At 61.3% G+C, this 20,425-nt stretch carries 17 protein-coding genes; 14 read left to right on the top strand and 3 right to left on the bottom strand.

Annotated features, from left to right (window positions below):
* Nucleotides 1-44 precede the first annotated feature (44 nt).
* Nucleotides 45-557: a peptide deformylase gene (gene def / locus FZE95_RS06250; RefSeq protein ID WP_150299978.1), complete on the bottom strand. Its 513-nt coding sequence runs from the start codon at nt 555-557 to the stop codon at nt 45-47.
* A gap of 148 nt (nt 558-705) precedes the next feature.
* Between def and FZE95_RS06245 the strand changes: the two genes are divergently transcribed.
* The 5 genes from FZE95_RS06245 to aroE all read left to right on the top strand — a co-directional run bounded on the left by FZE95_RS06245 (nt 706) and on the right by aroE (nt 5,412).
* The gene (locus tag FZE95_RS06245) at nt 706-1,731 is read left to right on the top strand and encodes a LysM peptidoglycan-binding domain-containing protein (RefSeq protein ID WP_150299977.1); all 1,026 of its coding nucleotides are present in this window, start codon (nt 706-708) and stop codon (nt 1,729-1,731) included.
* A gap of 205 nt (nt 1,732-1,936) precedes the next feature.
* Nucleotides 1,937-3,046, top strand: coding sequence for a DNA-processing protein DprA (dprA, locus tag FZE95_RS06240; RefSeq protein ID WP_150299976.1), 1,110 nt, complete (start codon nt 1,937-1,939; stop codon nt 3,044-3,046).
* A 60-nt stretch (nt 3,047-3,106) separates the two neighbouring features.
* Nucleotides 3,107-3,664: an L-threonylcarbamoyladenylate synthase gene (locus FZE95_RS06235; protein WP_150299975.1), complete on the top strand. Its 558-nt coding sequence runs from the start codon at nt 3,107-3,109 to the stop codon at nt 3,662-3,664.
* Nucleotides 3,665-3,673: 9 nt separating this feature from the next.
* Nucleotides 3,674-4,606: an oxygen-dependent coproporphyrinogen oxidase gene (hemF, locus tag FZE95_RS06230; protein WP_150299974.1), complete on the top strand. Its 933-nt coding sequence runs from the start codon at nt 3,674-3,676 to the stop codon at nt 4,604-4,606.
* A complete protein-coding gene (gene aroE, locus FZE95_RS06225) occupies nt 4,606-5,412 on the top strand; it encodes a shikimate dehydrogenase (RefSeq protein ID WP_150299973.1) in 807 nt (268 codons plus the stop codon). The genes hemF and aroE overlap by 1 nt, the downstream gene beginning before the upstream one ends.
* Nucleotides 5,413-5,470: 58 nt before the next feature.
* Here aroE and trpA read toward each other — a convergent pair whose 3' ends face one another.
* Nucleotides 5,471-6,283: a tryptophan synthase subunit alpha gene (gene trpA / locus FZE95_RS06220; RefSeq protein WP_150299972.1), complete on the bottom strand. Its 813-nt coding sequence runs from the start codon at nt 6,281-6,283 to the stop codon at nt 5,471-5,473.
* Nucleotides 6,280-7,494 (bottom strand): tryptophan synthase subunit beta, encoded by a 1,215-nt coding sequence (trpB, locus tag FZE95_RS06215; protein WP_150299971.1) that lies wholly within the window; start codon nt 7,492-7,494, stop codon nt 6,280-6,282. The genes trpA and trpB overlap by 4 nt, the downstream gene beginning before the upstream one ends.
* 125 nt (nt 7,495-7,619) lie before the next feature.
* Between trpB and FZE95_RS06210 the strand changes: the two genes are divergently transcribed.
* From FZE95_RS06210 to FZE95_RS06170, 9 genes are all read left to right on the top strand, one after another.
* Nucleotides 7,620-8,540 carry a LysR family transcriptional regulator gene (locus tag FZE95_RS06210; protein WP_150299970.1) on the top strand — a complete coding sequence of 307 codons (921 nt, stop codon included), beginning with the start codon at nt 7,620-7,622 and terminating at the stop codon, nt 8,538-8,540.
* A 2-nt stretch (nt 8,541-8,542) separates the two neighbouring features.
* The gene (locus tag FZE95_RS06205; RefSeq protein WP_150299969.1) at nt 8,543-9,604 is read left to right on the top strand and encodes an aminopeptidase; all 1,062 of its coding nucleotides are present in this window, start codon (nt 8,543-8,545) and stop codon (nt 9,602-9,604) included.
* 229 nt (nt 9,605-9,833) lie between these two features.
* A complete protein-coding gene (locus tag FZE95_RS06200) occupies nt 9,834-10,847 on the top strand; it encodes a zinc-binding alcohol dehydrogenase family protein (protein WP_150299968.1) in 1,014 nt (337 codons plus the stop codon).
* A 313-nt stretch (nt 10,848-11,160) separates the two neighbouring features.
* Nucleotides 11,161-12,324, top strand: coding sequence for an isovaleryl-CoA dehydrogenase (locus FZE95_RS06195; RefSeq protein WP_150299967.1), 1,164 nt, complete (start codon nt 11,161-11,163; stop codon nt 12,322-12,324).
* A 306-nt stretch (nt 12,325-12,630) separates the two neighbouring features.
* Nucleotides 12,631-14,235, top strand: coding sequence for a carboxyl transferase domain-containing protein (locus FZE95_RS06190; RefSeq protein WP_397387099.1), 1,605 nt, complete (start codon nt 12,631-12,633; stop codon nt 14,233-14,235).
* A 44-nt stretch (nt 14,236-14,279) separates the two neighbouring features.
* Entirely contained in the window at nt 14,280-15,071 is a 792-nt protein-coding gene (locus FZE95_RS06185; RefSeq protein WP_150299965.1) for a gamma-carboxygeranoyl-CoA hydratase, read from the top strand.
* The gene (locus FZE95_RS06180; protein ID WP_150299964.1) at nt 15,068-16,990 is read left to right on the top strand and encodes an acetyl/propionyl/methylcrotonyl-CoA carboxylase subunit alpha; all 1,923 of its coding nucleotides are present in this window, start codon (nt 15,068-15,070) and stop codon (nt 16,988-16,990) included. Before FZE95_RS06185 ends, FZE95_RS06180 begins: the two co-directional genes overlap by 4 nt.
* 21 nt (nt 16,991-17,011) lie before the next feature.
* On the top strand, nt 17,012-17,920 hold the full coding sequence (locus FZE95_RS06175) for a hydroxymethylglutaryl-CoA lyase (RefSeq protein ID WP_150299963.1): 909 nt from the start codon (nt 17,012-17,014) through the stop codon (nt 17,918-17,920).
* A gap of 11 nt (nt 17,921-17,931) precedes the next feature.
* Nucleotides 17,932-19,887 carry an acetoacetate--CoA ligase gene (locus tag FZE95_RS06170; protein ID WP_150299962.1) on the top strand — a complete coding sequence of 652 codons (1,956 nt, stop codon included), beginning with the start codon at nt 17,932-17,934 and terminating at the stop codon, nt 19,885-19,887.
* Nucleotides 19,888-20,425: the final 538 nt, after the last annotated feature.

The following is a 20,425-nucleotide window of genomic DNA, read 5'->3' as shown; positions in this document are numbered from 1 at the left end:
CTTGCCGAAGCAAGCCTTGAGACTATCCAGGCAGACCCACGTGTTCAGCCGTTGGCCTGCAGTTTATGCTGCTTTTCCAGCTTCTTGCGAATGCGGTCGCGCTTGAGATTGGAAAGATAGTCGACAAACAGCTTGCCGTTCAGGTGATCGCATTCATGCTGGATACATACCGCAAGCAGGCCTTCGCAAACCTGTTCGAAGGGTTTGCCATCGCGATCCAGGGCCTTCACCCGCACGCGTTCCGGACGCGTGACGGTTTCGTAAAAACCGGGCACGGACAGACAGCCTTCCTGCATCTCCTCCAGGTCCTCGGTCAGAGGCTCGAATTCCGGGTTGATGAACACCATCGGCTCGTCCAGATTTTCGGACACATCAATGACCACAATCCGCTGATGCACATTGACCTGAGTCGCAGCCAGGCCAATCCCGGGCGCTGCGTACATGGTTTCGAACATATCGCTGATCAGTTGGCGCACCCCGTCGTCTACTTCGACTACCGGTTGGGCGACAGTACGCAGCCGCGGATCAGGAAATTCAAGAATATTTAATATGGCCATATCGGTTTGTGATGCACTTGTGGATCAGATATAAGTTGTGCTGCTAAGATGATCGCAGCTAGGAAATAAAGCGGGTCTGGCTCCTCGTAGCGCAGGAGTATGTACTCAGACCTCGGGTGCTGACCTACATAATAAAGGGATTCGTGTCATGAGGAAAACATTACTCGGCCTCCTGTTGGTGGCTTCGAGCTTTTTAGCTCAAGCGCAGGAGTCGGTATTCAGGGAAGATCACCCGGAACGGTATCAGGTTGTGAAGGGCGATACGTTGTGGGACATATCAGGACGTTTCCTCAGTCTGCCATGGAAATGGCCAGAAATCTGGCATGCCAATCCGCAAATCGACAATCCCCATCTGATCTATCCGGGCGACATCATTTCGCTGGTCTACGTTGATGGCCAACCACGGCTGACAGTCAACCGTGGGCAGGGCGGTACCATCAAACTGTCCCCTACCATACGCTCCCGTCCGGTTGCCGAAGCAATCCCGACCATTCCGCTGGAAGCGATCAATGCCTTCCTGCGGGCCGGCCGCATCCTCGACACTGAAGAGCTACTGGAGCAAGCGCCCTACGTGATCGGCGGCGAAGCGGAAAGCGTTGTTGCCGGCGCCGGTAACCGGGTCTATGCCCGGGGTGACACAGAAAATGACGTAGCGGCCTATGGTATTTACCGGCGCGGCCGGTCCTATACCGATCCGGAGAGCGGCGAATTCCTCGGTATTCATGTGCAGGAAATCGGCAACGGCCAGGTCATGGGCTCGGAGCGGGATATCACTACGCTCAACATCACGCGCAGCCGCCAGGAAGTTCGGGTTGGCGACCGCTTGATGGAAACCGAAGAACGCGCCGTATCCTCCACTTTCTTCCCGAGCGATCCGGACCAGGAAGTGAATGGACTGATTCTCGACGTGCCAAACGGTGTCACCCAGATTGGTCAGTACGATGTCGTATTGCTGAACAAGGGTGCGGTCGATGGCCTGAAAGAAGGGAACGTGCTGGCGATCTACAAGACCGGCGAAGTGGTCCGCGATCGCATTCAGAACAACCAGGTTCAACTGCCCGACGAGCGCGGCGGCTTGCTGATGGTGTTCCGCGTCTACGAACGCATGAGCTACGGAATCGTACTCAATGCCAGTCGCCAGCTGGCGATCATGGACAAGGTCCGCAATCCCTAGAAACTGAATGTAGCGGCGCCTTAAGGGTCTGTTCCCGTTTCATCGGGTTGCGTGGCAAATGACGCCATGCGGCGTTGCGGGACTTGGCAAGGGAACAACCATTACCTGCGTCCCGCGCCTTGCCTGGCGCCATTTGACACAGCAACGCGGCTCGCGATGAAACGGGAACAGACCCTAGGCGCCGCTTTTTTATCAAGGATGATCCATGGCTATTCAGCTGTCCGATCCGCGACAGGCCTGGCTCGCCCTGTCCATGCTCGATGGTCTCGGGTCTCGATCCCTCAAGCGTCTGCTCAGTTACTTCCCGTCCGCCGTCGAAGCCCTCGATGCTGATTTTATGACCCTGCAACGCCTGGGTGTGAGCGCCGGGCTGCAAGACGGCATCCAGAAGCTGCAACAAGGCGATAACGAAATACTCGGCCGTATCGATGCTGCGTTGGCCTGGCTTGAAGCGCCCGGTTGTCACCTGTTGTACCGTGAATCACCGGACTATCCGCCATTACTGCGCGAGATTGCCGATCCGCCACCGGTGCTCTTTGTCCGCGGTAATCCCTTGTTATTGAAGGACCCGCAGCTGGCCATGGTCGGCACCCGGCATCCCGGGCCACATGGCGCCGCGACGGCCAGAGCCTTTGCGCGTAGCTTTACCGAGAGCGGGTTGGTAGTGACCAGCGGAATGGCTCTGGGTATCGACGGCGCCTGTCATCAGGGCGCGCTTGATGTCTCTGGCCAGACCATCGCTGTCTGGGGCACGGGGCTGGATAATTGTTATCCCAAGCGTCATCGCAGACTGGCGGACGACATCCTGGCCAATGGCGGTGCGCTTGTCTCGGAATTGGCACCGGCTATGGGGCCGCATGCCAGCCAATTTCCCAGGCGCAACCGGATCATCAGCGGCCTGAGTCTGGGCACGCTGGTGGTCGAGGCCAGCCTCAACAGTGGCTCGTTGATCACCGCACGCCTGGCACTCGAGCAGAACCGCGAAGTATTTGCCATGCCCGGCTCGATTCATAACACCCAGGCGCGCGGCTGCCACCGCCTGCTCCGTGACGGCGCTACGCTGGTCGAGACTGTCCAGGATGTACTCGACGTCTTGCGCGTACCGCTTACTGCCGCCCTTGCTGAACCTGCCACCCGCAACGGGACGAGCGAGACAGATCATCCGCTGGATAAATGGTTGAGTCATGAGCCGGTCAGCGCGGATTGGCTCAGCCAACACAGTGGGTTGCCGGTGCAACAGGTCCTGCAAGGTCTGCTCGAGCTTGAATTGGAAGGCTTCGTGCAACAGACTCCGCACGGTTATTCTCGTCGCTGATCTTGAGCGGTTCGTCTGGCTCGGCTACTGTCGCTACTTGCAATCGAGATGAGGCGCGGCATGTTGGCAAACTGGCGAATCAGGCAGGTGGACAGAGTTCTGCATGCGGGCGGAGTCATCGCCTATCCGACCGAAGCGGTGTGGGGCCTGGGCTGCAATCCATGGAAGGCCGATGCCGTCGAGCGCCTGCTTGACCTCAAGCAGCGGCCGGTAGAAAAAGGCCTTATTCTCATCGCAGGCGCGATCGAGGAGTTCGATTTTCTACTATGGGACTTGCCCGATAGCCAGTTGGCCAAGCTGCGTCTTTCCTGGCCAGGCGCCAATACCTGGCTGGTGCCGCATGAAGATCGGTTGCCGCCCTGGATAACCGGGCAGCACGAAACGGTTGCATTACGTGTCAGCAATCACCCGACTGTGCGTCAGTTGTGCGCCGTGACCGGACCTCTGGTTTCCACCTCCGCGAATCCGTCCGGTCGACCGCCGGCGCGCTCGCGGCTGCGGATAGAGCAGTACTTTCACGGTGCACTGGATGACGTCGTGCCCGGCCCGTTGGGAGGGCAGCGTAATCCGAGTATCATCAGGGATCTGAGAACCGAAGCCATCATTCGCCCTGCCTGAGAAACCGCTGTGAACAAGACTCCCCAACCCGCCGACGTTGCTGCAGTAAAAGCCTATCTGACCGGACTGCAGGACCGTATCTGCGCCGCGCTGGAACAGCTAGATGGGCGGTCGCAGTTTGCCGAGGACGAATGGCAGCGCCCGGGCGGCGGCGGTGGACGTTCGCGGATCATCGAGAACGGCAGCTTGCTGGAAAAAGGCGGTGTTGGATTCTCCCACGTATTTGGCGATGGCATGCCCCCGTCGGCCACAGCGCACCGGCCGGAACTGGCAGGGCGGCACTTCCAGGCGATGGGCGTATCGCTGGTCATGCACCCCGAGAACCCGCACATACCGACATCGCATGCCAATGTGCGCTTTTTCATCGCAGAGAAAGCCGATGCTGATCCGGTCTGGTGGTTCGGCGGTGGCTTTGATCTGACGCCCTATTACGCCCATGAAGAAGACTGCGTGCACTGGCACCGGGTCGCCCGGGATGCCTGCGCGCCCTTCGGCGACGACGTTTATCCGCGGTTCAAGGCCTGGTGCGACGAGTATTTTTATCTGAAGCATCGTCAGGAAGCGCGCGGGATCGGCGGCTTGTTCTTTGACGATGTAAACCAATGGGGTTTCGAGCGCAGTTTCGAATTCATGCGCGCCATTGGTGATGCCTACCTCGAGGCGTATCTGCCGATTGTCGAGCGGCGCAAAGCGCAGGCTTACACAGCCGAGCAGAAAGCCTTTCAGGAATACCGCCGCGGTCGCTATGTCGAATTCAATCTGGTCTATGATCGCGGCACCCTGTTCGGATTGCAGACGGGCGGCCGCACCGAATCGATACTCATGTCTTTGCCGCCCACCGTACGCTGGGGCTATAACTGGCAGCCTGAACCGGGCAGCGCCGAGGCGCGACTCACCGAGGACTTTCTGCCGGTCCGTGACTGGCTCAAGGAGCAACCCTGATGGATCGTTACGCCGTGATCGGCAATCCGGTCGCGCACAGCAAGTCCCCGCGGATTCACCGCATGTTCGCTGAACAGACCGGCCAACAGCTGTCTTATGAAGCGCTACTGGCACCGCTGGATGATTTCGCCGGTACCCTGCGCACCTTTCTGACGGTCGGCCAGGGCGTGAATATTACCGTACCCTTCAAGGAACAGGCCTGGGCGATTGTCGATCAGCGCACAGCCGCTGCCGAGCGTGCCGGCGCGGTGAACACCATCATGCGTTTGCCAGACGGTCGGCTATTGGGCGATAACACTGACGGCAAGGGTCTGGTCCGGGATATCCAGCACAATGCCGGTCTCTCGCTGGCGGGCTTGAAGATATTATTGGTCGGGGCTGGCGGCGCGTCCCGCGGAGTGCTGCAACCTTTACTGGAAGCCGCGCCGGAGCAACTCTGTGTGGTCAATCGCACTGTGGAAAAAGCCGAGCAGCTCGCGGCTATCTTCGCTGATCTGGGGCCGGTCAGTGCAGCGGGTTTCGACTGGATCGAAGAACCGGTGGACTTGATCATCAATGCCACCTCGGCAAGCCTGCACGGCGAAGTGCCCGCGATGTCTTCCGATTTGATTCGCCCAGGGCATACCTGGTGCTACGACATGATGTACAGCAAGGAGCCGACTGCGTTCAATCGCTGGGCCAGCGAACAGGGCGCCGCGCGCTGTATTGACGGGCTCGGGATGCTGGTCGAGCAGGCAGCCGAAGCCTTCCTGCTCTGGCGGGGTGTGCGGCCGGATACCGGTCCGGTACTGGCTGCCCTGCGCTAGAGAACCGCTGAGAACTGCTGCGCTCGGCCATGTTGCGTTGAAATCTCGCGGCGCAGCGTTACTGCCGCGCCGAACGCACCGCCGCGGCCAGTTGTCCGGTCAGCTCCAGCACCGCCTCGACGGCTTTCTCACCTGTTGCTGCGCGTTCGATACATTCCACCAGCGCCGAGCCTACTACCACCCCTTCGGCGTCCCGGGCGAAGCTGGCAGCCTGTTGCGGAGTGCGCACGCCGAAACCCACACACACCGGTAATGCGGACTGCTGCCTGATGGCGCCGATTGCATCGCGTACCTGAGCCCCGTCTGCCTGGCCGACTCCGGTGACCCCATTTAGCGAAACGTAGTAGAGAAAGCCGCTGGCCTGCGCCAGGACTCTGGGCAAACGCTGGGCATCGGTGGTCGGCGTCGCCATGCGGATCATGTCGACGCCATATTGCCGTGAGAGTGGCCCGAGTTCGGCATCGTGCTCGGCGGGCAGGTCGACAATAAGTAGCCCGTCGACGCCCGACGCGCTGGCATCACGCATGAACTCAAGCGCGCCGTATCGATGGATCGGGTTGTAGTAACCCATCAATACCACCGGTGTGGCGTCGTCGTGCTCACGGAATTGACGCACCATTTCCAGCGTCTTGCGCTGGGTCTGGCCGCCGCGCAGGGCGCGCAGTGCTGCGGCCTGGATTGCCGGGCCGTCTGCCATTGGATCGCTGAAGGGCATGCCTAACTCGATGATATCCGCGCCTGCGCCCGGCAATTGTTTCAGCAATGCCAGACTGGTCTCGTAATCAGGATCGCCGGCACACACGTAGGTAACCAGCGCGGCGCGATTCTCAGCCGACAGTTGCTGAAAACGGGCTTCGAGACGTGAGTTCATGCTTGTTCCTCCATCAGACGCAGCACGGTGGGCATATCCTTGTCACCGCGCCCGGACAGGCAGACCACCATCAGATGATCGCTCGGCAATTGCGGCGCCAGCCGGGCTACCTCGGCCAGGGCATGGGCGGTTTCCAGCGCAGGGATGATGCCTTCCTGGCGACAGCAGGTGTGAAACGCCGCCAATGCCTGGTGATCATCGATGGCGGTGTATTCCACCCGTCCCTGCTCATGCAACCAGGCGTGCTCGGGCCCGATGCCGGGGTAGTCGAGGCCGGCGGAGATCGAATGGGCATCGGTTATCTGGCCGTCTTCATCCTGCAGCAGATAGGTGCGGTTGCCGTGCAGCACACCGGCGAATCCCCCTTTGAGACTGGCCGCATGCTTGCCGCTGGCGAGGCCTTCCCCCGCTGCTTCGACACCAATCATGCGCACGGCTTCGTCATCCAGAAACGCATGAAACAGGCCCATGGCGTTCGAGCCGCCGCCGATGCAGGCCACCAGACTGTCCGGCAGACGACCCTCACGGTCGAGCATCTGCTGGCGCGTTTCACGGCCTATTACAGCCTGGAATTCACGCACCATGGTCGGATAGGGGTGCGGACCGGCTACGGTTCCGATCAGATAAAAGGTGTTGTCGATATTGGTGACCCAGTCGCGCAACGCCTCATTCATGGCGTCTTTCAGGGTGCCGGTACCGGAGGTGACCGGGATGATCTCTGCGCCCAGCAAGCGCATGCGCGCCACATTGTCACGCTGGCGCTCGATGTCGGTTGCGCCCATGTACACCACGCATTGCAGGCCGAAGCGCGCCGCCACGGTGGCAGTCGCCACGCCGTGCATGCCGGCGCCGGTCTCGGCGATGATGCGGGTCTTGCCCATGCGCCGCGCCAGCAGAATCTGCCCGATACAGTTGTTGATCTTGTGCGCGCCGGTGTGATTGAGCTCCTCACGCTTGAAGTAGATCTTTGCTCCGCCGTAAAGCGCCGTCAGCCGCTCGGCGAAGTACAACGGGCTGGGCCGACCAACAAACTCGGCCTGGAAGCGATCCAGTTCGGCGAGAAAGTCGGGTTCGGCCATGGCTGTATTGAAGGCTTGCTCAAGCTGCAGAATCAGCGGCATGAGCGACTCGGCGACGAAACGACCGCCGAACGAGCCAAATTGTCCGTGGGCGTCTGCGCCCTGGCTGAAACGCGTTGTGGCTGTCTGCATGATCGGTTCCTCTACTGAGTTCAGCATCGCGGTTATGAAAAAACCATGGAGGCGATGCTAAGGCAGGCAGGACCAGGAAAAAATCGATAAGATGGCTGCAACCTGTGAGAAAAAGTGACCGATCGATGACCAGCAGATTGCCCTCGCTCAATGCGCTGAAAGCCTTCGAAGCGGCCGCTAGCCTGGAAAGCGTGAGCCAGGCAGCGGATCGGCTGAATGTCACACACGGTGCCGTCAGTCGCCAGATACGCACGCTGGAGGACGAGCTCGGGGTTAGGTTGTTCGAGAAGGCTGGCCGTGGCGTGCGGCTAACACCAGCCGGCAAGCGCCTGCGCGATGGCAGCCGGGATGCCTTCGAGCTGTTGCGCGCCACCTGTGCGGAAATCGCCGAGCTGCGGGTAGGCGCTCCGTTTCTGTTGGCCTGCCCGGGGAGTCTGCTGGCGCGCTGGTTCATTCCCCGGCTCGATCGGTTGAATGCAGAACTGCCCGGGCTCAATCTGCATCTGTCGGCCAGCGAGGGCGAGCTGGACCCGCGTCGTTCTGGCGTCAGCGCGACGCTGTTGTTCGCAGCGCCACCCTGGCCGGCGGATATGCACCTGTATCCTCTGCTGGGCGAGCGCATCGGACCGGTGTTCAGCCCCGGTTATGCCGGTGCCGCGGCGTTGCAGGGCAAGCCGTCCGCGGTGCTTGCCGGTGAGCCCCTGTTGCATACCTTGTCCCGCCCGCAGGCCTGGACAGACTGGGCGCGCGCGGCCGGGCTGGATGCGGCTTCGTTGCAGACCGGACAAGGTTTCGAGCATCTGTATTACCTGCTTGAAGCAGCACTGGCGGGGCTCGGCGTGGCGATCGCACCTGAGCTGCTGGTCGCCGATGACGTCGCGTCCGGCAGACTGCTGGCCCCCTGGGGGTTTGTCGAAACGGCTAACCAGTTGGCGCTCTGGGTGCCGGCGCGCCAACCGCAACGGCAGGCAGAAGCGTTGGCCGACTGGCTGAAAACCAATCTCGTTTCCATCAACAGTCCCGCCAAGCCCGGGTCAGCGGAGTAAAGATGCGAGCTCCTGCAGTCAGAACCCTCCGAGCGATTTTACTGTTAACACTGGCCGGCCTGTTTGCTGGATGCAGCACCGCGGAATACGCCCACCAGGCATGGCAAGGCCAGCGCGCCGTGATCCGTGACAGCGTGCCGATACGAGCCATTCTCGAAGATCCAACAGCCGACCCGAATCTGCAATCGAGGCTGGCGGCCGCCTTGCAAGCGCGGCGTTTCGCCAGTGACACCCTCGCCTTGCCGGATAACCCCAGCTATACGCGCTACACCGCCTTGCCTCGCCTCTACGTGGTGTGGAATGTGTTTGTCACACCGGAATTTTCGCTGGATCCGGTGGAACACTGCTATCTCGTTGCCGGCTGCGTTGCTTACAAGGGGTATTTCCAGGAAGCGCGCGCACACCGGGAAGCATCAGCCTGGCGCGAGCGGGGCATGGATGTGTTCGTTGGCGGTGTGCCGGCCTATTCCACGCTTGGCTGGTATGACGACCCCGTGCTCAGCTCGATGATGCACTGGGACGATGACTACGTAGCCAAACTGATATTCCATGAGTTGGCCCACCAGCAGTTCTATATCAAGGACGACACGGCGTTCAATGAGTCCTTCGCCAGCTTTGTCGGCCAACAAGGGCTCCGCCAGTGGCGGGCGTCTCGGAACTTGCCGCCACCCGACATGGCATTGGATCGGCGCCAGCAGCAACTCACGGAACTGGTACTGGCGGCGCGCGATGGTCTGGCAACTCTCTATGCCAGTGACCTCAGCGAGGCAGAAAAACGCGCCGCCAAGACTGAGCGTTTCGCTCAACTGCGCGCTGACTACCAAAGGCTGCGCGACGAGCAATGGGAGGGTTTTGCCGGCTTCGATCAATGGTTCGGGGATTCCTTGAACAACGCCGCGTTGCTGCCATTTGGATTGTATGACCAGTGGATTCCTGCCTTTGAGCGGCTGTTCCAGCAGCTCGGGGAAGACTGGACGGCCTTCTACGCGGCGGTAGAGCAACTTGGAAATATGGAAGGCCCGGACAGAACCCGACGTCTCGTTCAGCTGGTTGGCGAGTCCTGACCAGCCGTCGTTTATTACTTACAACAACCGTGGTGGTGAGACCTTTGTTCCATTTTCGCGCTGGCAAGGCTCCACTTTACCGTTGAACAGGCCGACAGGATCAGCCGCTCTGCGGCGATTCACCAGTGTATTGACTGTGATGGCGGGACATTTTGATAATTTGTCCAAACCCCTGCGAAGCGTCTAGCATGGTACTCTAAGCCAAAATAACAGCAACCGAGGCCTTACCATGAAAGCAGTTGGATATCATCAGGCTGGCGACATCAATCGTGCAGACGCGCTCATCGACATCCATTTGCCGATTCCCTCCCCCGGTCCGCGTGACCTGTTGGTCAGAATCAACGCAATTTCGGTCAATCCAGTCGATACCAAAATTCGTAGAACGCGTGAGCCTGCTTCGGACGTCGCTGAGGTGCTGGGTTGGGATGCGGTAGGTATCGTCGAAGGCATCGGCGAGGAAGTCAGCGGCTTCGCAGTGGGAGATCGGGTTTTTTACGCCGGTGCGGTCAATCGGCCTGGCAGCAACGCCGAATATCAACTGGTCGACGAGCGCATCGTCGGGCACGCTCCGGAAAACCTGAGCGATGCAGAAGCCGCCGCGTTGCCGCTTACAGCCATCACCGCCTGGGAATTGCTGTTCGACCGTCTCGGTGTCGCGGAAGGCAACGGCGCCGGACAGAGTCTGCTGATTGTCGGGGCTGCGGGTGGCGTAGGTTCGATACTGGTGCAGCTGGCGAGCCGGTTGACGCGGCTGAAAGTGATCGCGACCGCTGCCCGTCCGGAAAGTGTGGAGTGGGTAAAGACGCTTGGCGCGAAATACGTCATCGATCACAGCCAGCCCTTACTGCCTCAACTGGAAGCCCAGGGCCTTGGGCCGGTGACCATGGTTGCTTCGCTTACTCATACCGCTGAACACTTTGATCAATACGTGGAATGTCTGGCGCCGCAGGGCAAGCTCGCCTTGATTGATGATTTCGAAACACTGGATATACGCAAACTCAAGCCCAAGAGCATCTCCTTGCACTGGGAATTCATGTTCACCCGCAGTCTGCATCAGACACCGGATATGCATTCGCAAGGGCTTCTGCTCGACCGGATCGCAGCCCTGGCGGACAAGGATACGCTGCGTACCACGCTGGCCGAACACTTTGGCGTCATCAACGCGGCCAATCTGATCAAGGCCCACCAATTGCTTGAAAGCCATAAATCACGCGGCAAGATCGTACTTGAGGGCTTCGCGTAACCCCTGGGTGTTCCGGCGTATTTCAGTGCTGCTGTGCTGCCCTCTGGCGGCGCGCAACAGTTTTACCTAATCTGTGAGGATCGACTGATCTTAAGGAGCCTTTGACAACTCAGCGAGCGAAGGCCAGGCAAGGCGAAATCCGGCGAAAAAGCGCACCGGGCTGGGCGTACCAGCCTAGGTTGTGTGGATGGAGCGGTTTTGAGACGCCGGGTTTCGGAAGGATTTCAACGCAGCATGGCCGAGCGCAGTAGCTGTTCAGAGGCTCCTTGAAGGGACTCGCTTTCCAATAATAATAAAACAGGCAGGTGGAACCATGAATTACCCAAGCCTCGGCTTTGCCCTGGGTGAGACGCTGGACATGCTGCGCGATCAGGTTCAATCCTTTGTCGCGGCAGAATTGGCCCCGCAGGCGGCTGCCATTGATCGTGACAACCAGTTCCCCGCTGGCATGTGGCGCCGTTTCGGCGATCTGGGGCTGCTCGGCATCACGGTTGAAGAGCAATATGGCGGCGCGGGACTCGGCTACCTGGCCCACGTTATCGCCATGGAGGAGATAAGCCGTGGCTCTGCCTCGGTCGCCCTGTCCTATGGCGCCCACTCCAATCTCTGCGTCAACCAGATCAACCGCAACGGCACCGCCGAGCAGAAGGCGCGTTATCTGCCGAAGCTGATCAGCGGCGAGCACGTCGGTGCGTTGGCCATGAGTGAACCCAATGCCGGTTCCGATGTGATGAGCATGTCCCTGCGTGCCGAGCGCCGCGGTGACCGTTTTGTTCTGAACGGCAGCAAGACCTGGATTACCAACGGTCCTGATGCCGATACTTATGTCATCTACGCCAAGACCGAACCCGAAGGCGGATCTCGCAGCATCAGCGCATTCATCGTCGAGCGCGACTGGCTCGGCTTCAGCCGGGGCGACAAGTTCGACAAGCTCGGGATGCGCGGCTCCAACACCTGCCAGCTGTTTTTCGATGACGTCGAGGTGCCCAAGGACAACCTGCTCGGCGAACTCAACGGCGGCGCGCGAGTGTTGATGAGCGGTCTGGACTACGAGCGCGTGGTGCTGTCCGGCGGCCCGGTGGGCATCATGCAGGCCTGCCTGGACGCCGTGCTGCCCTATATCCACGAGCGGCAGCAGTTCGGCCAGAGCATCGGCGAATTTCAGCTGATACAGGGCAAGGTGGCGGACATGTATACCCAGCTCAACGCCAGCCGCGCCTATCTGTATGCCGTGGCTCAGGCCTGTGACCGCGGCGAAGCCACCCGTAAGGATGCCGCCGGGGTGATTCTGTACACCGCTGAGCGCGCCACGCAGATGGCGCTGGATGCAATCCAGATTCTCGGCGGCAACGGCTACATCAACGACTACCCCACCGGCCGCCTGCTGCGCGATGCCAAACTCTATGAGATCGGTGCGGGCACCAGCGAAATACGGCGCATGTTGATCGGGCGGGAGCTGTTCAATGAGACGCGCTAAAAGACTTCACCCAATAGTCCGAGGGGGTATCGGGTCACGTTGTTTGGTCATAGGCCGAAGCAGCCCCAACCCTTGGCGTAGCGCAGGCGCACTACACCCCCAGGGAGCCCAGGGAGCTGCACGGGCGCGGGCCTCCTGGGGTTGTCGAGCGCCGGCTCGACGACAGCGTTCAGCGAGCACTCAGCTCGTCGTTAGATGCGGTCTAATTGAAGTCTGTCTGGCCAGCGCACCACGCGCCGACACTAAATATCGGCGTAGCGCAGGCGCGCTACACTCCCAGGGCGCCCCGCAGCGAGCCCGCATCTGATGATTCTCAATAGCCGTATCAGCCCACAATCCAGCGACTTCATCGAGAACGCTAAATCCATGCGTACGCTGGTCGAGGAGCTCCGCACGCTGCTGGCGCGCATCGCCGAAGGCGGCGGTGCCAAGGCACAGGAGCGACATTTGGCCCGCGGCAAGCTGCTGCCGCGTCAGCGTATCGATACCCTGCTCGACCCCGGTTCGCCCTTTCTGGAAATCGGCCAGCTGGCGGCGCATGACGTTTACGATGAAGCCGTGCCAGCCGCGGGACTGATCGCCGGTATCGGCCGTGTCGAAGGCGTCGAGTGCATGATCCTGGCCAATGATGCGACGGTGAAGGGTGGCTCTTACTACCCACTCACCGTGAAAAAGCATCTGCGCGCCCAGGCCGTCGCCAACGAAAATCGCCTGCCCTGTATCTATCTGGTCGATTCCGGCGGGGCCAATTTGCCGCGTCAGGATGAAGTGTTCCCCGACCGTGAACACTTCGGCCGCATCTTTTTCAACCAGGCCAACATGAGCGCCCAGGGCATTCCCCAGATCGCCGTGGTGATGGGCTCCTGCACCGCTGGCGGCGCCTATGTCCCGGCCATGGCAGATGAAGCCATCATGGTGCGCAACCAGGCGACCATCTTCCTCGCCGGCCCGCCGTTGGTGAAAGCCGCCACCGGCGAAGTGGTCAGTGCCGAGGATCTGGGCGGTGCCGACGTGCATTGCCGGTCCTCGGGCGTGGCCGACCATTACGCCGAGAACGACGAGCATGCGCTGGCGTTGGCCCGGCGTTGTATCGCCCATCTCAACTGGCGCAAGCAGGGCGTGCTGAACAGTCGCGAGACCATTGACCCGCGCTTTCCGGCAGAGGACTTGTACGGGCTGATCCCGGCCGACCCCAAGCACCCACTCGAGATACGCGAAGTCATCGCCCGGCTGGTTGATGACAGTGCTTTTGATGAGTTCAAGGCGTTATTCGGCACCACCCTGGTATGCGGCTTCGCTCACCTGCACGGTTACCCGGTGGCGATACTGGCAAACAATGGAGTGTTGTTCAGCGAGTCGGCGCAAAAGGGCGCGCACTTCATTGAGCTAGCCTGCCAGCGCGGCATTCCGCTGCTGTTTCTGCAGAACATTACCGGCTTCATGGTCGGGCAGAAATACGAGGCCGGCGGTATTGCCAAGCACGGTGCCAAGCTGGTCGCCGCGGTGGCCTGCGCCCGCGTGCCCAAGTTCACCGTCATCATTGGCGGCAGCTTTGGCGCCGGCAACTACGGCATGTGCGGCCGGGCCTACGATCCGCGCTTTCTGTGGATGTGGCCGAACGCGCGAATCGGCGTGATGGGCGCCGAACAGGCCGCCGGCGTGTTGGTGCAGGTCAAGCGCGAACAGGCCGAACGCCACGGCGAGACGTTCTCCATTGATCAGGAACAGGCGCTGCGCCAGCCGATTCTCGATCAGTATGAACATCAGGGGCACCCTTATTATTCCAGTGCCCGGCTCTGGGATGACGGCGTGATCGACCCGGCGCAGACCCGGGATATCCTTGGCCTGGCGATTTCCGCCGCTCTCAACGCACCCATTGAGCCGACGCGGTTCGGTGTATTCAGAATGTAAGCGCCTTGCCAGGCACAGCTTCACAGACAGCGGAAGACAGATGTATGAATGATTTCAATACCATCGAGCTGGAACGTGATGCACAGGGCATCGCCACGCTGTGGCTCAACCGGCCAGACAAGAACAACGCCTTCAACGCCGCGATGATTGCCGAACTGCTGCAGGCTATCGATCAGGTGCAATCTGACGACTCGCTGCGCTTTCTGGTTCTGCGCGGACGTGGCCGACATTTCTCCGCGGGCGCGGACCTGGCCTGGATGCAGGCATCCGCGGAACTGGATTACAACGCCAATCTCAGCGATGCCCGTGAGCTGGCGCAATTGATGGCCAGCCTCAGCCAGCTGCGGCTGCCAACGCTGGCCGTGGTGCATGGTGCCGCCTACGGCGGCGCGCTGGGGCTGGTGAGTTGTTGCGATATGGCGATCGGCGCTGAAGAAGCGCAGTTCTGTCTGTCGGAGGTACGCATCGGCTTGATTCCAGCCGTGGTCAGCCCCTTTGTCGTGCAGGCCATAGGCGCGCGCGCTACCCGACGTTACGCGTTGACCGCCGAGCGCTTTGATGGCCGGACCGCCCGCGAGCTGGGATTGCTTGCCGAGTGCTATCCGGCCGAGAGTCTCGATCAGGCCCTGCAGGGCTGGGTCGACAATATGCTGCTGAATAGTCCAGCGGCCATGCGTGCCACCAAGTTGCTGATGCTGGAGGTCAAGCAGGGCGAGGTTTCTACACCGCTGCGCCGCTACACCGAAGCCGCGATCGCGCGCATCCGTGTCAGCCCCGAGGGTCAGGAGGGGCTGAAGGCCTTTCTGGAAAAACGCAAACCGGTGTGGCAAGCATGATCAATCGGCTGCTGGTCGCTAATCGGGGTGAGATTGCCTGCCGCATCATGCGCACCTGTCGCGAGCTGGGCATTTTCTCTGTTGCCGTGCACAGCGACATCGACCGCAACGCCCGGCATGTGCGCGAGGCGGATATGGCAGTCGGGCTGGGCGGCGCCAAGCCCGCCGACAGTTACCTGCGCATTGACGCCATCATCGAAGCCGCACGTCAGAGCGGTTGTCAGGCGATTCATCCGGGCTACGGTTTCCTCTCGGAGAATGCCGAATTCGCCCGCGCCATCGAAGCTGCCGGGCTGATCCTGCTTGGTCCACCTGCGTCGGCTATCGATGCCATGGGCAGCAAATCCGCCGCCAAGGCATTGATGCAGGAAGCCGGTGTGCCGCTGGTACCGGGTTATCACGGCGCGGATCAAAGCCTCGATACATTCCGGGATGAAGCGGCACGTATCGGTTATCCGGTGCTGCTCAAGGCCAGCGCCGGCGGTGGCGGCAAGGGCATGAAGGTGGTCGAGTCCGAATTGGAACTGGCCGAGGCGTTGGCCTCGGCTCAGCGGGAAGCGCGGTCATCCTTCGGTGATGAGCGGATACTGGTTGAGAAATATCTGCTCAAGCCCCGGCACATCGAGATCCAGGTGTTTGCCGACCAGCATGGCGGCTGCATCTATCTCAACGAACGGGATTGCTCCATTCAGCGGCGGCACCAGAAGGTGGTCGAGGAAGCGCCAGCTCCGGGCCTGACATCCGCGCTGCGTGCCGCCATGGGCGAGGCGGCGGTCAAGGCTGCACAGGCGATCGGATATGTCGGTGCCGGGACGGTTGAATTCCTGCTCGACGAGCGTGGCGATTTCTTTTTCATGGAGATGAATACCCGGTTGCAGGTCGAACATCCGGTGACCGAGGCGATTACCGGGCTGGATCTGGTCGCCTGGCAGATACGCATTGCCGAGGGTGAGCCGCTGCCGTTAAGTCAGTCTCAGGTGCCGCTCAATGGTCACGCCATAGAAGTGCGGCTTTACGCCGAGGATCCTGCCAGCGGCTTTCTGCCGTCCACGGGCCGGCTTGAGCTGTACCGTGAGCCGGCGGCGGGCCCCGGCCGTCGAGTCGACAGCGGCGTTGAACAGGGCGACGAGGTTTCGCCCTTCTATGATCCGATGCTCGCCAAGCTGATTGCCTGGGGCGAGACGCGGGAAGTGGCCAGGCGCCGGTTGCTGCAAATGCTCGGCGAGACGGTGATTGGCGGTCTGCACACCAACCTGGCATTTCTCACGCGGATCATCTCCCATCCCGCCTTTGCCGCGGCAGAGCTGGATACCGGCTTCATCCCGCGTCACGAGGCGCAGTTGCTGCCCGCTCCCGAGCCCTTGCCTGGTGCGTTCTGGCAGGTTGCCGCCGATGCATGGCTGGCCACTGAGCCGCCCATCCAGCGGGACGATGATATCCATTCGCCCTGGACCCGCCTCAATGGCTGGCGCGCGGGCCTGAGCAATTCCCAGCCGCTGCATCTGAGCTGCGCTGGCGAACGTAGGCGAATAGTCCCCTTCGCCGATCATGCCGCAACCGCTGCTACACAGTACATTCGCCAGGGCGCGACGCTCTACTTGCAGTGGCACCACGACTGGCTGGCGGTACGGGCCGTCGATCCGCTGGCGGAAGTGCAGGCTTCCGTTGCGCCGCAGGGCAGCCTGACTGCGCCGATGAACGGCAACATCGTTCGGGTACTGGTGAAGGCCGGGGATGAGGTGACAGCTGGCGCGCCTCTGGTTGTGCTGGAGGCGATGAAGATGGAGCATAGTATCCGTGCCCCAGCCGCCGGTCAGGTGCGTGATATTTTCCACGCTGAGGGCGAGATGGTTGCCGAAGGCGCGGTATTGATAGATCTGCACAGCGCCACTGAAGCCCAACAGCGCAGCGAAACCTGAGCATCATTAAAGGACAACAGCATGAATCAGAGCCTGCCCACCCAGGTACGCCTTGTTGAAGTGGGCCCCCGCGACGGGCTGCAGAACGAGAAGCAGCCAATCAGCGTTGCGGACAAGGTGCGGCTGGTCGATGACCTGACCGACGCTGGTCTGCCATATATCGAGGTGGGCAGCTTCGTCTCGCCCAAGTGGGTGCCGCAGATGGCCGGCAGCGCCGAGGTGTTCGCCGGTATCAAGCAGCGTCCCGGCGTGATCTATGCGGCGTTGGCGCCGAACCTCAAGGGACTGGACGCGGCGCTGGCGGCGGGTGTGAAGGAGGTGGCGGTGTTTGCCGCCGCCTCGGAGTCTTTCTCGCAGAAAAACATCAACTGCTCCATCGCCGAAAGCCTGGCGCGCTTCGCTCCGCTCATGCAGCAGGCGCAGCGGCACGGCATGCGCGTGCGCGGCTATGTCTCCTGCGTGCTGGGTTGCCCCTATGAGGGCGCGGTGCCGCCTGAGCAGGTGGCGAGTATCGCCACTGAGCTGCTGTCGATGGGCTGCTATGAGGTGTGCCTGGCCGATACCATTGGCGTGGGCACCGCCGGCGAGACGCGCAGCCTGTTCGATTTTGTCGGCCGCGATATCTCGCGTCAGCAGCTGGCCGGCCACTTCCACGATACCTATGGCCAGGCGCTGACCAATATCTACGCCGGACTGCTGGAAGGTATCAGCGTATTCGACAGCTCGGTTGCCGGACTCGGCGGCTGCCCCTACGCCGCAGGTGCCACGGGAAATGTCGCCACAGAAGACGTGCTGTATCTGCTCAACGGGCTGGGTATCCATACCGGCGTCGATCTGGACCAGGTGATAGCTGCCGGACAACGCATCTGCACCCTGCTCGACAAGCCGAACGGCTCGCGTGTCGCGCAAGCCAGCCTGGCTAAAGCCTGAAGGATTACGTTATGTCCGCACCGCTCTGGACGCCCTCACCCGACCGCATCTCTGCCAGCCGCATGGACGGCTTTCGGCGGTATGTTGAACAGCGCCATCAAGTTGAACTGGCCGACTATCCTGCGCTGCACGCCTGGAGCATGGAGCAGCGCAGCGCCTTTTGGCAGGCCATTGTGGATTTTTTCGATGTGCGCTTTGCGACTCCCGCCACAGACGTCTTGCTGGATGCTGATGCCATGCCGGGCGCTCAATGGTTTCCCGGCGCGACGCTGAATTTTGCCGAGCATTTGTTGCGCCGCCGGGATGATCATCCGGCATTGGTTGCCATCGCCGAGGACGGGCATCGTGAGCAGCTTTCCTACGCCGAACTGAGCGCCCATGTTGCCGGACTACAGCGGGCGCTGCGTGAAGCAGGTGTCGTGGCAGGCGACCGGGTTGCCGCCTTTATGCCGAATACCTGGCAGACGGTGGTTGGCATGCTCGCTGCGACCAGCCTGGGTGCCGTGTGGTCATCCTGTTCGCCGGACTTCGGCACTCAGGGTGTGGTTGATCGTTTCGGTCAGATTGAGCCCAAAGTACTGATCGCCTGCGCCGGCTATCGATACGCCGGCAAGCAGATCGATCTCACCGACAAGCTCAAAGACATCCTCGCTCAACTGCCGTCGCTGGAGCGGCTGGTGCTGGTGCCCTATACGCACGCCGAGGCAAGTTCAGCAGATTTCGCATCCGTTGTACCCACCAGCCTGTGGCAGGATTTCTGTCAGCCCGGCGGCGAGCCGGAGTTCGTGGCAGTACCCTTCGGTCATCCGCTGTACATCCTCTACTCCAGCGGTACCACGGGCGTGCCCAAGTGCATCGTGCACGGCACCGGCGGCACGCTGCTGCAGCACCTCAAGGAACACGGTCTGCATACCGACCTCGGGGCGGAGGACACCCTGTTCTATTTCACCACCTGCGGCTGGATGATGTGGAACTGGCTGGTCTCGGGCCTGGCGGTAGGCGCCACGCTGGTGCTGTACGACGGTTCGCCCTTCGAGCCGCAAGCGCAACGGCTGATGGATCTGATCGACGCAGAGGGCATCAGCGTATTCGGTACCAGCGCACGCTATATCGCAGCGCTGGAAAAGGCAGGCTGCAAACCCCGCGAAACCCATCAGTTGAGCCGCCTCAAAACACTGCTGTCGACCGGCTCGCCGCTGGCACCGGAAGGCTTTGAATATGTTTACCGTGAGATCAAGGCGGACCTGTGCCTGTCTTCCATCTCCGGCGGTACGGATATCGTCTCCTGCTTCGCGCTGGGCAATCCGGTACTACCGGTGTGGCCCGGTGAGTTGCAGTGCGCGGGATTGGGTATGGCGGTCGAGGTGTGGGATGAGCAGGGCAAGCGCGTCCACGGCGAGAAAGGCGAGCTGGTCTGTACGCGTCCGTTTCCCTCCGTCCCGGTCGGCTTCTGGCGCGACCAAGACGGCAGTCGCTTTCACGAGGCCTACTTCGCACGGTTCCCCGGTGTCTGGGCGCATGGTGACTACGCAGAGGAAACGCCGCACGGCGGGCTGATCATTCATGGGCGGTCCGACGCGGTGCTCAACCCGAGCGGGGTGCGTATCGGTACCGTCGAAATCTATCGGCAGGTGGAGAAGGTCGATGAAGTGCTCGAATCCATCGCCGTTGGCCAGCACTGGCAGGGCGATGAGCGGATAGTGCTCGCGGTGCGGTTGCGGGATGGGGTGGTGCTGAACGCGGCCCTCGAACAGCGTATCCGCCAGGTAGTTCGCGCCAATGCCACACCGCGGCATGTGCCGGCGCGCATCTTTGCGGTCACCGATATCCCGCGCACCGTCAGTGGCAAGATCGTGGAAGTGGCGGTTCGCGAGACGATCCACGGCCGGCCGGTGAAAAACACTGATGCGCTGGCAAATCCCGAGGCGCTGGCATACTTCCGTGATCGGCCGGAGCTGGCCCGATAAATCCCCTTTTCTCGGGGCAAGTGTCTCCGGCCGCGTTCGGACGCGCCGATGGGGTTTGGTGCTCTTCGCGAATTTGGCGTAGCGCAGGCGCGCTACACCCCCAGGGGGAGCGCTGCTAGGAAGTGCTGCATTTTTTCAGCTGGCGTAGCGGCTGCCGAGTGGTTTTCCTTGGGTTGGCGTGCGCCTCGGGCCGCGTTCGGACGCGCCGACGAAGCGGGGTCAACCTGGGGTTGGCGTGCGCCTGCGCGCCGACGGGGTTTGGAGCGGCTCCCGAGTTTGGCGTAGCGCAGGCGCGCTACACCCCCAGGACACGCACCGTGTATCGAGTCTTGATTCCGGGCGGGTCCTCAAGATGCCTACGCGCGATCGTCGACTTTAACCGAATCAGGGAAACCCTCAGACTACTCTCCGGTCACAACCTCATGACAGGCATTTGAGGCTGAGCCAGTCAAGACCATTCTCCCCGGGCGCGCGCTTCTTCAGCGGCCTGCGGTCAGCCTCTCTTTGTCTGCATGCAGTCACATCCAGATCAAGCGAG

The sequence above is a fragment of the Pseudomonas profundi genome (assembly GCF_008638305.1).
Lineage (GTDB): Bacteria > Pseudomonadota > Gammaproteobacteria > Pseudomonadales > Pseudomonadaceae > Halopseudomonas > Halopseudomonas profundi.
The sequence above is the reverse complement of the archived record's forward strand: the minus strand, read 5'-3'. Positions and strand labels throughout refer to the sequence as shown.

Excerpts from the sequence above, each read along its gene's own strand:
- def (WP_150299978.1), bottom strand. The coding sequence starts at position 557 with ATGGCCATATTAAATATTCTTGAATTTCCTGATCCGCGGCTGCGTACT.
- FZE95_RS06245 (WP_150299977.1), top strand. The coding sequence starts at position 706 with ATGAGGAAAACATTACTCGGCCTCCTGTTGGTGGCTTCGAGCTTTTTA.
- dprA (WP_150299976.1), top strand. The coding sequence starts at position 1,937 with ATGGCTATTCAGCTGTCCGATCCGCGACAGGCCTGGCTCGCCCTGTCC.
- FZE95_RS06235 (WP_150299975.1), top strand. The coding sequence starts at position 3,107 with ATGTTGGCAAACTGGCGAATCAGGCAGGTGGACAGAGTTCTGCATGCG.
- aroE (WP_150299973.1), top strand. The coding sequence starts at position 4,606 with ATGGATCGTTACGCCGTGATCGGCAATCCGGTCGCGCACAGCAAGTCC.
- trpA (WP_150299972.1), bottom strand. The coding sequence starts at position 6,283 with ATGAACTCACGTCTCGAAGCCCGTTTTCAGCAACTGTCGGCTGAGAAT.
- trpB (WP_150299971.1), bottom strand. The coding sequence starts at position 7,494 with ATGCAGACAGCCACAACGCGTTTCAGCCAGGGCGCAGACGCCCACGGA.
- FZE95_RS06210 (WP_150299970.1), top strand. The coding sequence starts at position 7,620 with ATGACCAGCAGATTGCCCTCGCTCAATGCGCTGAAAGCCTTCGAAGCG.
- FZE95_RS06205 (WP_150299969.1), top strand. The coding sequence starts at position 8,543 with ATGCGAGCTCCTGCAGTCAGAACCCTCCGAGCGATTTTACTGTTAACA.
- FZE95_RS06200 (WP_150299968.1), top strand. The coding sequence starts at position 9,834 with ATGAAAGCAGTTGGATATCATCAGGCTGGCGACATCAATCGTGCAGAC.
- FZE95_RS06195 (WP_150299967.1), top strand. The coding sequence starts at position 11,161 with ATGAATTACCCAAGCCTCGGCTTTGCCCTGGGTGAGACGCTGGACATG.
- FZE95_RS06190 (WP_397387099.1), top strand. The coding sequence starts at position 12,631 with ATGATTCTCAATAGCCGTATCAGCCCACAATCCAGCGACTTCATCGAG.
- FZE95_RS06185 (WP_150299965.1), top strand. The coding sequence starts at position 14,280 with ATGAATGATTTCAATACCATCGAGCTGGAACGTGATGCACAGGGCATC.
- FZE95_RS06180 (WP_150299964.1), top strand. The coding sequence starts at position 15,068 with ATGATCAATCGGCTGCTGGTCGCTAATCGGGGTGAGATTGCCTGCCGC.
- FZE95_RS06175 (WP_150299963.1), top strand. The coding sequence starts at position 17,012 with ATGAATCAGAGCCTGCCCACCCAGGTACGCCTTGTTGAAGTGGGCCCC.
- FZE95_RS06170 (WP_150299962.1), top strand. The coding sequence starts at position 17,932 with ATGTCCGCACCGCTCTGGACGCCCTCACCCGACCGCATCTCTGCCAGC.